The 13,924-nt window shown below is 52.1% G+C and carries 13 protein-coding genes; 9 read left to right on the plus strand and 4 right to left on the minus strand.

Annotated elements, in window-relative coordinates:
* Positions 1-8 precede the first annotated feature (8 nt).
* Positions 9-443: an Lrp/AsnC family transcriptional regulator gene (locus ABIE48_RS11850; protein ID WP_192714474.1), complete on the minus strand. Its 435-nt coding sequence runs from the start codon at positions 441-443 to the stop codon at positions 9-11.
* 221 nt (positions 444-664) lie between these two features.
* Here ABIE48_RS11850 and ABIE48_RS11855 point away from each other — a divergent pair, with 221 nt between their 5' ends.
* From ABIE48_RS11855 to ABIE48_RS11875, 5 genes are all read left to right on the plus strand, one after another.
* The gene (locus ABIE48_RS11855; RefSeq protein ID WP_145020712.1) at positions 665-1,675 is read left to right on the plus strand and encodes an oxidoreductase; all 1,011 of its coding nucleotides are present in this window, start codon (positions 665-667) and stop codon (positions 1,673-1,675) included.
* Between the two features lie 81 nt (positions 1,676-1,756).
* Positions 1,757-2,707, plus strand: coding sequence for an AraC family transcriptional regulator (locus ABIE48_RS11860; RefSeq protein WP_192714473.1), 951 nt, complete (start codon positions 1,757-1,759; stop codon positions 2,705-2,707).
* Positions 2,708-2,919: 212 nt separating this feature from the next.
* Positions 2,920-3,834, plus strand: coding sequence for an SDR family oxidoreductase (locus tag ABIE48_RS11865; protein ID WP_145020706.1), 915 nt, complete (start codon positions 2,920-2,922; stop codon positions 3,832-3,834).
* Positions 3,835-3,984: 150 nt separating this feature from the next.
* Positions 3,985-4,965 (plus strand): aldo/keto reductase, encoded by a 981-nt coding sequence (locus ABIE48_RS11870; protein WP_145020703.1) that lies wholly within the window; start codon positions 3,985-3,987, stop codon positions 4,963-4,965.
* 179 nt (positions 4,966-5,144) lie between these two features.
* Positions 5,145-6,953, plus strand: a complete 1,809-nt coding sequence (locus ABIE48_RS11875; RefSeq protein WP_192714472.1) for an LTA synthase family protein — start codon at positions 5,145-5,147, stop codon at positions 6,951-6,953.
* A gap of 77 nt (positions 6,954-7,030) precedes the next feature.
* On the opposite strand, the gene ABIE48_RS11880 is transcribed toward ABIE48_RS11875, so the two are convergent.
* From ABIE48_RS11880 to ABIE48_RS11890, 3 genes are read right to left on the minus strand one after another with little or no spacing between them, the layout of a single operon-like run.
* On the minus strand, positions 7,031-8,962 hold the full coding sequence (locus tag ABIE48_RS11880; protein WP_192714471.1) for an ABC transporter permease: 1,932 nt from the start codon (positions 8,960-8,962) through the stop codon (positions 7,031-7,033).
* Positions 8,949-9,716, minus strand: coding sequence for an ABC transporter ATP-binding protein (locus tag ABIE48_RS11885; protein WP_192714470.1), 768 nt, complete (start codon positions 9,714-9,716; stop codon positions 8,949-8,951). The genes ABIE48_RS11880 and ABIE48_RS11885 overlap by 14 nt, the downstream gene beginning before the upstream one ends.
* A 42-nt stretch (positions 9,717-9,758) precedes the next feature.
* Entirely contained in the window at positions 9,759-10,502 is a 744-nt protein-coding gene (locus ABIE48_RS11890) for a hypothetical protein (protein WP_192714469.1), read from the minus strand.
* 200 nt (positions 10,503-10,702) lie between these two features.
* On the opposite strand from ABIE48_RS11890, the gene ABIE48_RS11895 reads away from it, so the two are divergent.
* The 4 genes from ABIE48_RS11895 (at position 10,703) to ABIE48_RS11910 (ending at position 13,817) form a co-directional block, all read left to right on the plus strand.
* The gene (locus ABIE48_RS11895) at positions 10,703-11,374 is read left to right on the plus strand and encodes a response regulator transcription factor (protein ID WP_192715305.1); all 672 of its coding nucleotides are present in this window, start codon (positions 10,703-10,705) and stop codon (positions 11,372-11,374) included.
* Positions 11,371-12,387, plus strand: coding sequence for a sensor histidine kinase (locus ABIE48_RS11900; protein WP_192714468.1), 1,017 nt, complete (start codon positions 11,371-11,373; stop codon positions 12,385-12,387). The genes ABIE48_RS11895 and ABIE48_RS11900 overlap by 4 nt, the downstream gene beginning before the upstream one ends.
* Before the next feature lie 76 nt (positions 12,388-12,463).
* The gene (locus tag ABIE48_RS11905; RefSeq protein ID WP_192714467.1) at positions 12,464-12,883 is read left to right on the plus strand and encodes a MarR family winged helix-turn-helix transcriptional regulator; all 420 of its coding nucleotides are present in this window, start codon (positions 12,464-12,466) and stop codon (positions 12,881-12,883) included.
* A 91-nt stretch (positions 12,884-12,974) separates the two neighbouring features.
* On the plus strand, positions 12,975-13,817 hold the full coding sequence (locus ABIE48_RS11910) for an alpha/beta fold hydrolase (protein ID WP_192714466.1): 843 nt from the start codon (positions 12,975-12,977) through the stop codon (positions 13,815-13,817).
* The last annotated feature ends 107 nt before the right edge of the window (positions 13,818-13,924 follow it).

Raw genomic sequence — 13,924 nt, forward strand, 5'->3', positions numbered from 1 at the left:
ATGGATGCTTATGGTTCGTCCAGCGCAAAAGCTTTGGAATCAAATGTCGTTGACAGCACGGTGATCGTCTGCGTGAATCCGTACTTGCTGCAGGCCATCCGGAACTCCTCGAGTGATTTCATCGAAGCCGCAACCACTTTCATAATAAAGTTATATTGGCCGCTGATTTGATGCAGCTCAAGCACGTCGGGAGACTGGGAGCAGAATTCGGTCAATGCGTTGCAATGATCGGCCTGCACGAGAATAAACGCCGTGATCGGTTTGCCTATTTTATCAGGAGAAAGCACCGCACGGTAGGATGCTATGACGCCTTTATCCTCCAGCTTGCGGATCCGCTCGGTCACAGCCGGACCGGACATGTTGATCATGCGGCCCAGCTCGGAAATGGAAATCCGGGCATCCTTTTGCAGAATATCTAAAATACGCAGGTCAATTTGATCCATAAAGTGAACTCCTTTCGTCATTTGAAAAAATCCAGTCAGAGCAAGCCTCTTGATTCAGATTCCGGACAGAACTTTCAAATTATAAATTCCGGAACGGCGTATAACTTCAAATTCTAAGTATGAGGGTAGGAATAACTTGGTTTTTGTATGTAACGATGCCCCTGCGACTCTTACAATGGAGTTAAGAAATTCATATACAAGAGTCTTAGGAGGAGATAACCATGAAAACCATCATATATAGTGAAAAACATATCGGAGGGCTGAAGCTGAGTAACAGATTGATCGTTTCCCCCATGCAGCAGAACCAGGGGACGCCCGAAGCGTTCGCCACCGATTATCACGTAAACCACTACGGCCGGCTTGCCAGTGGAGCCGCGATGGTCATGCTGGAATCGACCGGGGTGTCACCGAACGGTAGGCTGTTCAGCAACGACATCGGCATTTTTACGGATGAGCATGTCGCCCCTTTGAAAAAAGTGGTCGAAGCCGTTCACGCCAAAAACACGCCGGTTTTCATTCAGCTTACGCATGGCGGCAGAAAGTCGTGGAGAAACGGGGGGTCTCGTCTGCTAGCACCAAGTCCGATTGCCTACGACGACGAATACGGGATTCCTGAAGAAATGAGCTTGTCGGATATCCAGAGCGAGATCGACAATTTCCGGCAAGCTGCCAGAAGAAGCCTGGAAGCCGGCTTTGACGGCATCGAAGTGCACGCAGCACACGGCCATTTAGTGCATCAGTTCCTCTCCCCGCTGTCCAACCACCGGACAGATGCATATGGCGGCTCGCCGGAAAAACGAACCCGGTTTCTCCGTGACATTTTGGAAGCCGTCCGTTCGGAGGTGGGACGCGACTATCCAGTATTGATCCGCGTATCCGCGTCTGATTTTACCGAAGGGGGCCTTACGCCCGTAGATGTGGCGAAAATTTCCGCTTCCCTGGAGCCACTGATCGATGCCGTTGACGTGTCTTCCGGCGGCCTGCTCCCGGTCAATCCCGCCGCGACGCCCGACGGGTATCAGGTACCCTATGCCTCCATTATAAAGCAATACGTGAGTATTCCCATCATTGCCGTGGGTAAAATTTACTCCAAAGAGCTTGCCGAGTTCATCCTAACGGATCGACTGGCGGACTTTATCGCCATTGGTCGGCCGCTGCTGGGCAATCCGGAGTATATACGCAGCACTTTTTTTACTTCTGAGGTGGAAGCCGTCGGTGTTAATTCTAATTGAGCCTTGAGATGAAAGAGTATCGAAGCTATCGTAAAGGGAGGAAGTATATAATACGAGGAGTTGTTAATAACGGTGCAGCTAATGAATGAATATGCGGTTCCATCGGCATATCCTGACGCCAGGGGGACACTTGAAGCCGAAACAGCCCGGCTGATACAGCTGATCTACCAGTATGCCCCGCATGACGGTGCCTTTGATCAGCGCATCCCTGGTTTGTTCATCGGCCGCTATTCACGAGTAGATATGGACAACGTTAAAACCTTTTACTCGCCTTCTTTGGGAATCGTTGTGCAAGGAGCCAAGGACATCACGGTCGGGAAGGAGATTCATCGAATCGGCCAATCGGATATGTTTGTGACACCCGCGGCCCTGCCGGTTGCTGTTCAGACCACACAAGCCAGTCATTCCGAGCCGCTGCTCGGTGTCAGACTGGATCTGGATCCGCAAAGAATCGCAGAGTTGGTCCTGAAAGTGTATCCGCAGGGACTGCCTCCAATTCATGAACGGAGCGCATGCTACGTCACTAACGCAGACTTAGGCATAGTAAGGACGATGTCGAGACTGATAGAGTATCTATTTCACCCCGGCGATGCCGAATTACTGGCTCCACTCGCAGTGGATGAGATTTTAATACGGCTTCTGCGCAGCCCCGTCGGCGTTCATGTTGCCGAAATGGGTTTTGCTGACTCGGAAATGCAGCCTGTGGTGAAGGCCATTGCTTGGCTCCGCGACAATTTTTCTCAGCAAATAAAGGTTGAAAACTTAGCGGAATTGGAGCATATGAGTGTGTCCACTTTTTACAAGCATTTTAAGTCAGTCACGTCGATGAGCCCGCTGCAATACCAAAAAGCGCTGCGCCTGCAAGAAGCCCGGCATCTGATGTTATCTCGCCAAATGGACGCGACCACTGCATGCCGGCTTGTTGGGTATGTAAGCGACTCCCAGTTCAGCCGGGATTACAGCGCTTATTTTGGACATCCGCCAAGAAGGGACGTTTCCAGATTGCGTCAAAGAGAACTAATCATGGACTGAACGAACGGTATGGTGTGGGTGAGGCCAGGGTTCGATCAGATTCGGGAAGCATTCCAGAATATCAGGCAAAGAGTGGCGAGGATCAGGCAAAGATCTGGGTGAGCTGTGGAGTATGCTAAGTTTAGCGTTGAATCAGCGGCAAGGGGATAAGAGATCATCGCCGCAAGAGATGCAGCAGCTAAACTACTCTACAGCTTTAGGAGGACTTTACTATGCGTGTTTTTGTTACAGGAGCAACAGGCTTTATCGGATCCGCTGTCGTCCGCGAACTCTTGGGTGCCGGACATCATGTGGTAGGGCTTGTCCGCTCAGACAAATCGGCTGAAGCATTGGCTGCCGCCGGGGGTGAGGTGCATCGGGGCAACCTCCACGATCTCGACAGCCTTAAAGCTGGCGCGGAGGCATCGGAAGGTGTCATTCACACGGCTTTTAACACGGATTTTAACAACTTTGACGAAACCACGAACTTTATAGACACCGCCGAAGCGGACCGACGAGCGATCGAGACGTTGGGCGAAGTGCTCGCGGGAACGAATCGGCCCCTCGTTGTCACATCCGGTACCGCCCTTCTTAGACCGGGCCGTCTCGCGATGGAAGAGGACCCGCTGGATTCACAGTCGTTCGCAGCGCTTCGGATCCCATCCGAAGAGACGGCACTGTCATTCGCCCAACGAGGTGTGCGCGTATCTGTGGTGCGGCCCCCGTTGTCCGTACACGGCAAAGGGGATCATGGCTTCATCCCGGCCCTCTTCAACCTAGCCCAGACCAGAGGCTTCTCGGCCTACTTAGGCAATGGAACTAATCGCTGGTCCGCTGTGCACCTTCTCGATCTCGCGCACCTGTTCCGGCTGGCCTTGGAAAAGGCTCCTGCCGGCGCTCGGCTGCACGGAGTCGGCGAAGAAGCGATCCCGTTCCAAAATATCGCCAATGTCATTGGCCAACGCCTTGAAGTGCCGGTGAAAGCCATTACCCCCGAGGAGGCTGATGAACATTTCGGTTTTCTTGCGGCCATGGTAAAGATGGACAACCCGGCCTCAAGCACCTGGACCCAAGAGCAGTTGGGCTGGTCTCCCGTGCAGCCCGGATTGATTGCTGACATCGCTCGGAACTACTCTACAAACGAATGACTCGGACATTCCCGGTGCAGACTGTCGACAAGCCTTGTCGGCAGTTTGCATTTGAATTGGTTCTTCCAAAATCGCATGTATTGGCTCTGATCATAAGCCATTCTCCTTATTATAATGAAGCCATGCACAAGCGAAAGGGAGGAAATGTTGATGAACAGAACCTTGGGATCATCCGGTATTCCTGTAAGCCCTCTGGGGCTCGGGTGCTGGGCGATTGGCGGAAACTTCACGCTCGGCGGCCTGCCTGACGGATGGGGCGAGGTGGACGATGTGGAATCGGAGGCGGCCATCCATACGGCGCTGGATATGGGAGTAACTTTCTTTGATACAGCCGACGCTTATGGAACCGGACATAGTGAAGAAGTGCTGGGGCGCGCGGTCAAGGGGCGCCGCCATCAAGTGGTCATCGCCACCAAATTCGGATTTTTACAGGACGCCGCGAACAGGGAAGTACATTTGCGTTACGACGTCTCGCCCTCCTATGTCCGCTTTGCCTGCGAGCGTTCGCTCCGACGGCTGGGGACCGATTACATCGATTTGCTGCAAATTCATCCTGGTTCATTGACCCGCGAAGAGATGGAGTCCGTGATCGATCCGCTGGAACGTCTGCGTGGGGAGGGGCTTATCCGGGCATACGGGTGGAGCACGGGTGATGCGGAGAACGCCGAATTTTTCGCCAGCCGGTCGGATGCAGCTGCCATCCAGCATGAGCAAAATGTTTTCCATGACAACCGTGACGTAGTGGCCGTTTGTGAGCGGTTGGGTCTTGCAAGCATTAACAACACGCCGCTGGCAATGGGGCTATTAAGCGGCAAATTCCGGCCGGAGACAAGCCTGCCGAATACCGACGTCAGAGGCAGCGGGCATGACTGGGTAAGGTACTTTAAAGACGGCAGCCCCCTTCCCGAGTTCATTGAGAAGCTTGACGCTATCAAAGAAATTTTGACGAGCGGCGAGCGGACGCTGGTGCAGGGAGCCCTTGCCTGGTTGTGGGCGAGAAGCGATGCCGCGATCCCGATTCCGGGCTTTAAAACGAGACGGCAGGTGGAAGAACTGGCAGGTGCTGTATCCCTTGGCCCATTATCTGCTAAACAAATGCAAGAAATCGATGCGATTGTGAACAGCTTCTAGCAAAGTTCGCTAAGTGGATATAGGTACGAACCGACCCTCACGGTAATTCCGTGGGGGTTTGCCAATTCACAGGATTGTAATGTCAGTATAAAGAGAATGTTAAATTTTCGTATGATTTTAATGTTTTTTTAAGATAATTGGCGTATACTGTTCGCTTGAGAACAGATGGGAGTGATACCGTGCGCCAATTATTTGTGCCGTCCAGGCGGGTAGGGATAACCCTTTTCTCCTTGCTGCTCGGCGGTTTTATTTTGAACTTCTTCATGCAGGCGGCTTCGCTCGGAATGAATATCGTAAGCGTGCTGAACTGGATTTCCCAATATTACTGGCTTTATTTATCCGGCAGTCTGTTTTTCTTCTTCGTGCTGCTGGTCTGTGCCATGATCATTCCGAACGTCTATACGGGGGCGTTGATCGCTTTTATCGTATGCGTTGTCCTCGGGATCGCCAATTATGAGAAGCTGTCCACAACGGGCGAGCCTTTATTCCCATGGGATTTGATGCAGATCAAGAACGCCCAGGAAATGACGAAAATTACGAAGGGCATGATTTCGCCGACAGCGGTCGTCGTATCGGTGCTGCTCGTTGCGGCATTGATCTGTCTGATGCTGAAGCTGCCAAAGGTCAAGGTCCGTCTTCCGCTGCGGATTACGCTTGGCATTATCTCGTTGGTGGCAGTCGGCGGATTTATACAAATGGTCGGAGGCCAGCACGCGCTGGCCACATCGCTGAAGTATCAGAACATTCCGTGGAACCAGAAGGTCAACTACGCCCAGAACGGGTTTGTGTACGCTTTCGCCGGCAACCTGATGCAGAACCTGATCGAAAAACCGGAGGGTTACAGCAAAGAAGCGATCGAAGCGATCGCACAAAAATACGGAACATCTACCGGTACGCCGCCAACCAAAGCGGTAGAGCAGCCGAATATTATGTATATGATGGACGAGGCTTTTTTTGATCCAACCCGGATGCCGTCCTATACGTTCAGCGAGGATCCGCTGAAGTTTATTCACCAGAACGCCCAATCGACGCCGGACGGTTTTCTGCTGTCCCCCGAGTTTGGTGGCAACACGGCCAACGTGGAATTCGAGGCGCTGACCGGCTTGTCGATGTATTTTTTGAAGGACGGGTCGATCCCATACCAGCAGCGGATTGTCAAAATGTCCTCACTGCCTTCTATCGTCAGTATTTTGAAGGACCGGGGATACGAGGCACTGGCGCTGCATCCGTTCGACGACACATTCTACAACCGCAATCGGGTGTACCCGATTCTCGGCTTCGACCAATTCACGAGCGAGAAGGACCTGCCGAACGCCAAGCGGTATACGCCGAACGGATACATTTCCGACATGGCCGCCGTGCAGGAAGCCGTCCGTGAGCTGAAGTCGGCGAGCAAGCCTACGTTCCTGCACCTGGTGACGATGCAGAACCATTTTCCGTTTACCAAGGGGCTGAACGGTTCGAACACGATTACAGTTTCCGGCGTCAAACCGGAATACAAAGACGAGCTGGAAACGTACACGCATGACACCAAGCTGACGGATGAGGCGGTGGCTTACTTGAGCCAACAGCTGAAGACGATTCAGCGGCCGACGATCGTCGCGTTCTGGGGCGACCACCTGCCCGCTCTGTCCTCCGGGGTGTATGCCCAGGCCGGATTTAACGACAACCCGCGCCTGAAGCATGAGACGAAGCTGATCTACTTGGCCAACTTTGATATCGGCAGCAAGTCTCCGGGCACGATGAGTCCCGCTTTTATCGGACCGACCGTGTTCGAGCTGTCCGGCCAGAGCATGCCGGTGTATTACAAGCTGCTGGAGAAGGTGAAGTCCGAAATTCCCGGCTTGAACAAAAGCGTGTTAATCGGCAAGGATAACGCCGTGATCTCTGCCTTGACGCCGGAGCAGCAGTCGCTGCTGAACGATTACAAGCTTGTGGTTTACGATATGCTGGAGGGAGAGCAGTACGGCAAGGATTTGCTGTACTAGGGATTGCCTGCTGCCCTCACCGATTGAAGAAGGGGATGTCCCATGGTTATACACCACGGACATCCCCTTTGCTATATTTATAGCTGTGCCGATACGGTCCGATAATAGGTTTTGACCGTAAACGCATAATAGGCGAGATAGATCAGAAGATAAGCCCCGCCGGAGAGTAGGATCGGAACGGCGAACAGGCCGCTGATCAGGTTAATGCCGGCAAGTGCCTTTAGCATCATGATGCTGTGGACCAGTCCGACAATCAGCGGGAGTCCAAACACGAACAGCACCTGCTTGGCGACCGACCGGCGGATATCTTTACGGCTTACGCCGATTTTTCGCAAAATGCCATAGCTTCCTTTGCTGGCTTCCGCTTCGGTCAACTGATTAAAGTAGATGATGCTCCCGGTGGCTGCCAGAAAGACAAGCCCGAGAAATCCGAGCGTAAAGACGTTGATACCGGCATTTTCCACATTCTGGCGGTACTGCTGATAGAATGTTGCCATTCCGCTTCCGTCTCCAGAAAGCTTGATGAGCGCCGTTGCGGTTTCCTTCGTCGTTTCCTGGCCCCTGACTTTAAAAGCCTTATAGGTGCTGGCTTCGAGGCTCTTGCTCAACTGGCTGAACAGGCTGTCGCTCATGACGATGCACAGATCCGGATAGCCCCAAGGAAGGATGCGTCCTTCAGCAACCCCAGTCACCTCTAAGCTCACCTGTTCATTCCCAGTGGTGACGGATATTCGATTTCCTTGTACCTCATCAGCCGATAGGTTCGTGTACAATGGGCGAACGAGGACAACATCCCGACCTGCGGGCTGAAGGCGTTCTTTATAGCCCAGTGCCGAAGCGGCCCGTTGATACGTTGATGCGGATATCAGCTTTACGGGAACCTGATTTGGCTCGTAATTTCCGGGCTGATAGGCAAACCGGGTCAGATTGGCATCGGTCGCAATGGCAGGGAGGTCGATTTCAGCGATAACCGGATGCTTGGCGTCCGAGAGAATGAGCTGTCTGGCCGCGACATCAAGCCCGTTTTCCGAAACGGCATAGGTGTAGCTGAACGGCATCTCCTGTTCGGCGCTCTGCTTCTGGGTATAAAAAAAGCTGTAGCCGACGCTTACCCCGCACAAGGTCAAAGAACTGAGAAGAGCGATCGTTGTCAGCATGACCGTATTGCTGCGGATGCGGTAGAGCAGGTGGGAGGTGCCGATCATATTGATGCCGCGGTAATACCTTTTTTTATGATGTGATGACAGCTTTAAGATCTCAATGACAAGGGAGCGGAATAACAGATAGGTGCCAGCGCCTAGTCCTATAAAAATGATGGAGAAGTTGACAAGGATGCCTTGGGTTGTACTTATAGGCTTAAAGGCAGTCCAGTAACCCAGAGCAATGAGGATGACGGACAGCCCTGCAGCGAGCAGAGAAATTCGGGGCGCATACTCACCTTTTCGCTCGGCTTGGAAAAGCTCCACAAGCTTGAACTTATAGATCAGCCGGTAGCCCTGCATGGAAGTTATCAAAATCAGGATCGCAAATACCAATGTTACTTGCCCAATGGCCTCGATGTGAATTTCAAAGCCGGCCTTGACCGGGTTATCCAGCAGCTTCAGCAAAATCATGGTGAACAGCTTCGATAAAAGGGTGCCGAGAGAGACGCCTAAGATTAAGGCAACCAGGCTCATGATCAGGTTTTCATAGAACAGCATCCGGGCGATCGTTTGTCTTCGCATTCCGAGCAGAGCATACAGACCAACTTCCTTCTTTCTTTTTCGGGTAAAGAAGGCATTCGAGCTCCATACGAATACGGCTGTGAACAAGATCAGGATGACGGATGCCTGGGACAGAACGGCCTGAAGGCTTTCGGAGGACTGCAGTCCATCAGCGATGGCCTGGCTATATTGAAGCGACACGAAAATATAGTAAATCATGACACTGAAAATCATGGACAGCAGGTAGATTAAATAGTTTTTGACGTTCCCCTGAATATTTTTCTTCGCTACGTCAAACAGCGTCAATGGCTCCGCCTCCCAGTACAGCCAATACGTCCAGCACTTTTTTGAACATGTCCCTGCGCGACTGGCTTCCCTTGACTAATTCGGTGAACAGACTTCCATCCTTGATGAAAATCACCCGCTTGCAATAGCTGGCGGCAAAGGCGTCATGGGTAACCATCAGAACTGTAGTTCCTTCCTGTTCGTTCAGTTCCTTCAAGCTCTCCAGAAAGTCGGTTGCCGATTTGGAATCGAGCGCCCCGGTAGGCTCGTCGGCCAGCAGCAGCGCGGGTTTCGTCACGATCGCCCGGGAAGCGGCCGTGCGCTGCTTCTGCCCGCCCGATATCTGATACGGATATTTGTCCAGAATCGACTGAATCCCGAACCGGACCGCAACCTCACTTGCTCGCTGCTCCAGCTGCCCGACATTCATTTTGGCGATGGCCAGCGGAAGCACGATATTTTCCTTAACTGTCAGCGTGTCGAGCAGGTTGTAATCCTGAAACACGAAGCCCAGCCGGTCTCGGCGAAACGAAGACAGCTGTTCTTCGTTCATGTTCAGGATGTTTTGTCCGTCGATCACCACCTCCCCCGAGGTCGGGGAATCAATGGTGGCCAAAATGTTGAGCAGCGTCGTCTTACCTGAGCCTGACGGCCCCATAACAGCCACGCTTTCGCCTTCCATGACGGTCAGGTCGATTTGCTGCAGGGCGGATATGACGCTGTCTCCCGAGCCGTATACTTTGGAGATTTGTTTGCCTTCGATGACGACATTCATTGATTGTGTCTCCTCCTTAATGGGGGTCCGTATTAGACTGCTTTAACCCATGCGGCCGAACAAAGTGAACAGGGAAATTCCGGCGCAGACGATCAATGTCCAAGTTCCTATTTTCAACCATCCGGGAAAAGGGGTGCTGCGCAGTATGGTCCATCCGAACGGAATCAAAGCGACGGCCAGCCCTCCGGCTGCCGCGATGGACCATGGCGTCGTTCCTTTTAAAACACCGAGCGGGAGTGCGCTGGCCAGTGCCAGTGCTGCGGATTGAACCAGTCCGAGCGTACCGGATCGGTAAGAGCCGATGGCCAGCAGGATCCACCCTAAGATGATAGCCAGATTAAAAGTGCTGTAGATGTGGAAGGCACCGTATGCATCTCCGACCGTGTTTACCGCCTGACCAACGCCGTCCGTTTTCACCAGCTGAAAAGCCATATGGTCGACTCCTGCATGGAAGGTGCGGGCAAACAGTCCTGAAATGACGAATAATCCGCCCCAAAGCGCGAAGCGCGGTTTCGAAACGCCGATCGACTGGACCAGCAGCAGGACGGCCGGCCAGAGCATGACGATCCCGGACCCGAACAGGCTGTATGAAGCCGTCATCTGAAGCGGATGCTCGTCATAAGCTGCCAACTGGTCGGGAAAGAAAAAGTGATACGGTGAGCGGAGCAGGATGCCCGCCAGCAGCAGTATGGGCGAAACGATTAAGGCGATTCCCCCGATCCACGGACCGGGAAACCTCTGCTTCGCTGCTGCTGAGGTCAGCGCTATTTTACCATGTCCTTGCATAAAATCTCTCCTTGTTCTTTGCGTTTACCAAGCTCGGTAGTGTTCATTATAGAGGAATCAACATGCATCAAAGCTTACGGTTAAAGAAAGAACCTAACGATTTTGTCACATTGGGCGGAAAAGCTGGAGGCAGGGGAGGATGTCGTTTACAATAAGGTTATCGATATCAAGTGCGTGAGCAAAGGATGAACCGGATGAATATGAAAATTCTGGTCGTGGAGGATGAACCCGTAATCCGGGAGATGATCGGGGACTCGCTTGCGAAATGGGGATTCGAACCAGTCCTGGTCAGCGATTTCGAACAAGTGATGTCTTTGTTCAGTGAACAGGAGCCCGGACTGGTTATTCTGGATATCAACCTACCAAGGTTCGACGGTTACTATTGGTGCAGCCGGATCAGGGAGGTGTCCAAGGTCCCGATCCTCTTTTTGTCTTCGCGGACGACACCGATGGATATGGTGATGGCAATGAATATGGGAGGGGACGATTTCATCCAGAAGCCCTTCCATATGGACGTGCTGATGGCCAAAATTAACGCTATACTGCGAAGAGTGTATTCCTATCTTGATGTGCAAACTCACATTATCGAGCATCAAGGCGTACTGCTGAACCTGAACGACGGGGATGTGTCCGTCGGCGAGCATCGGGCAGAGCTGACCAAAACCGAATTTATCATCCTGAACATGCTGATGCGGCATGCAGGCACGATCGTCGGACGAACGAAGATGATGCGGAGCTTGTGGGCGGACGAAAGTTTTATTGACGATAATGCGCTTACCGTGAATATTGTCAGAATCCGTAAGAAGCTGGCTGACCTTGGCAAGAAGGATTATATTGTGACCAAGAAGGGGCAAGGGTATCTGATACCATGAAATTTATGGACTATGTAAAGGTCAAAAGCTGGTTTATCGCGTTCTACATCCTGCTGATGACCGTTGTGACGCTGTTTATGTCTATGGATTCGAACGGCTCTTCCGGAATAGGAAACATGTTGTACTTGAATATGATCTGTTTTGCAGGTGCCGCGCTGTATCTGGTGATCGGCTATTATTACCGGAGACCTTACTATCAGATGCTTCAGCAAATGAACATCAGCAAAATGGAGGAAGTAACAGCCCTCCTACCCGAACCACAGCATCCGCAGCAAGCTATCGTTAATGAATGGGTTAGGCGGCTTCAACGCCTGCACTCTGCCCAGCTCCAGCAGCAGCTTCGTGAGAAGAAGGATCATCAGGACTTTATCATGTCATGGATTCATGAAGTCAAGCTGCCGATTACCGCGTCCAGGCTCTTGTTGGAGAACGGTATGACTCACAATGCGGAAGCTGTCATGGACAAGCTGGAGGACGAGATCGACCAAATCGATCATTATGTGGAGCAGGCGCTCTATTATTCACGGATCGACTCGTTCAACCGGGATTATTTGATTACCGAAACCGCGCTGGAGCCTCTGATTAAAGCAAGCGTCAAGAAATACGCCAAACTGTTCATAAACAAGCGAATCCAGTTTCAGATGGCGGGCAAGCCGCTTTTCGTACATACCGACGGCAAATGGCTGGGTTATATGATCGACCAGATCGTGTCCAACGCGCTCAAATATACCGGCGAGAACGGCCGCATCCTGTTCCGATGTGAGGAGGATGCCGCCGAGAAGCGGCTGGTTATTGAAGACACGGGGATTGGTATCAAGGCGGAGGATCTGCCGCGTGTTTTTGATAGAGGCTTCACGGGCGGAACGGGCAGAACCGAAGCCAAATCCACGGGCATGGGGCTCTATTTGGCCCGTCAGATGGCCCTGAAGCTCAGCCACCGCCTAACGGTTGATTCAGTCGAAGGCGAGTCGACAGCGTTTACGCTGCATTTTCATAAATTCGAGCAGGAATAGCGGACATCTACAGCCGGTTATTCGTAAGTCTCCTCGTAATGCTTTTATATAACTTGGGAAACAGGATGGGATTAGAATGAAAAAAAACGCAGCCACTATGTTCAGCAAAATCCGCAACGCCATTAACACTATGATCGTGTCCGAGCTGGAACAGCGCGGCATCGAGGGCATCGTCTCCTCACACGGGGATATTTTGTGGGCGCTGTATACCCAGGACATGCAGCCCATAACCGTGTTGAGCGAAAAAATCGACCGGACGCAGCCGACGGTCACTGTGCTCGTAAACAAACTGGACAAGCTGGGATACGTCCGCAAAGTGAAGAGCAAGGAAGACAGCCGCATGACGCTGGTTTCGCTGACGCCTAAAGGAAAAGAATTGGAACCGGTGTTCGAGGAAGTGTCCGCCCGTCTCAACGAGACCATATACGGCGGACTTTCCGACAAGGAGCAGGTCCAGCTTGAATCCCTGCTGGAGCGAATATTCAAGAGGTTCTAATGCTTCGAGCGCAAATGCATAGACATCTATGCAATTATTCGGTACACTGTAATACATAGATATCTATGTAAATAGTGAGGAGGCATTCTTTATGAAATGCGAGCTGAAACATACGACGATTCACTACGAGGTCCACGGCAACGGCAAGCCGGTTTTGCTGCTGCATGGGTATTCCTGTGACCATCACCTCATGACGGGATGTATGGAGCCGGTGTTCATGAGCCAATCCGGCTGGAAAAGGATCTATCCGGATTTACCGGGAATGGGGGACAGCACCGTTACGGACGGTATCCAGAGTACGGATGATATGCTGGAGGCGCTCGATGAGTTTGTTGGAAAAATTTTGGGGGATGAGCCTTTTATTTTGGCTGGAGAATCTTACGGCGGCTATTTGTCTAGAGGACTGCTCAAGAAGCGTCAGCATCAAATCGAGGGTCTGCTCCTGATTTGTCCGACGGCCGGACAGGCGAAGCACGACGCGCCGGCGTTTCAGCTCATTGCCCGAGATGAAGAATTTATGTCGCAGCTGAACCATCCGGACACCGGTGAATTTAGCGGAATGCATACGGTACAGGACGAGTACAATTGGAGCCGGTTTGAACGGGAAATTGTGACCGGGCTCAAAAAAGCTAATCGGCCGTTTCTGGAGCGTTTACGCAAGCGTTATGATTTCTCGCCTGAAATGGAGCAGCTGGACACCCCTTATGTGAAGCCCGCGCTTATTCTGGCCGGCCGGCAGGATCATATCGTCGGTTATCGGAATCAGTGGGCGTTTGCGAATGAGTATCCGCGGGCAAGCTTCGTCATGCTTGATCGGGCCGGCCATAATTTGCAGATCGAACAAAGCAGGTTGTTCCACGTCCTGGTTGAAGAATGGCTTGATCGGGTAACCGAAGAGCAGGAAGCAAGCACAGCCAAGCACAGAAGAGCGTAACCAGGTTGCGTTCAATCTAGATTTTATTCACACACAGCATATTTTCACAATAACTAGACTCCCGATCAGGGGTCTTTTTTTTCTGGAAGGTACCTTTTCCGGCAATA

The sequence above is a fragment of the Paenibacillus sp. OAE614 genome, assembly GCF_040546645.1.
GTDB lineage: Bacteria > Bacillota > Bacilli > Paenibacillales > Paenibacillaceae > Paenibacillus_AQ > Paenibacillus_AQ favisporus.

Coding starts and splice junctions, on each gene's coding strand:
- ABIE48_RS11890 (WP_192714469.1), bottom strand. CDS start 10,502: ATGCAAGGACATGGTAAAATAGCGCTGACCTCAGCAGCAGCGAAGCAG.
- ABIE48_RS11885 (WP_192714470.1), bottom strand. CDS start 9,716: ATGAATGTCGTCATCGAAGGCAAACAAATCTCCAAAGTATACGGCTCG.
- ABIE48_RS11870 (WP_145020703.1), top strand. CDS start 3,985: ATGAACAGAACCTTGGGATCATCCGGTATTCCTGTAAGCCCTCTGGGG.
- ABIE48_RS11910 (WP_192714466.1), top strand. CDS start 12,975: ATGAAATGCGAGCTGAAACATACGACGATTCACTACGAGGTCCACGGC.
- ABIE48_RS11905 (WP_192714467.1), top strand. CDS start 12,464: ATGAAAAAAAACGCAGCCACTATGTTCAGCAAAATCCGCAACGCCATT.
- ABIE48_RS11900 (WP_192714468.1), top strand. CDS start 11,371: ATGAAATTTATGGACTATGTAAAGGTCAAAAGCTGGTTTATCGCGTTC.
- ABIE48_RS11860 (WP_192714473.1), top strand. CDS start 1,757: ATGAATGAATATGCGGTTCCATCGGCATATCCTGACGCCAGGGGGACA.
- ABIE48_RS11895 (WP_192715305.1), top strand. CDS start 10,703: ATGAAAATTCTGGTCGTGGAGGATGAACCCGTAATCCGGGAGATGATC.
- ABIE48_RS11850 (WP_192714474.1), bottom strand. CDS start 443: ATGGATCAAATTGACCTGCGTATTTTAGATATTCTGCAAAAGGATGCC.
- ABIE48_RS11865 (WP_145020706.1), top strand. CDS start 2,920: ATGCGTGTTTTTGTTACAGGAGCAACAGGCTTTATCGGATCCGCTGTC.
- ABIE48_RS11855 (WP_145020712.1), top strand. CDS start 665: ATGAAAACCATCATATATAGTGAAAAACATATCGGAGGGCTGAAGCTG.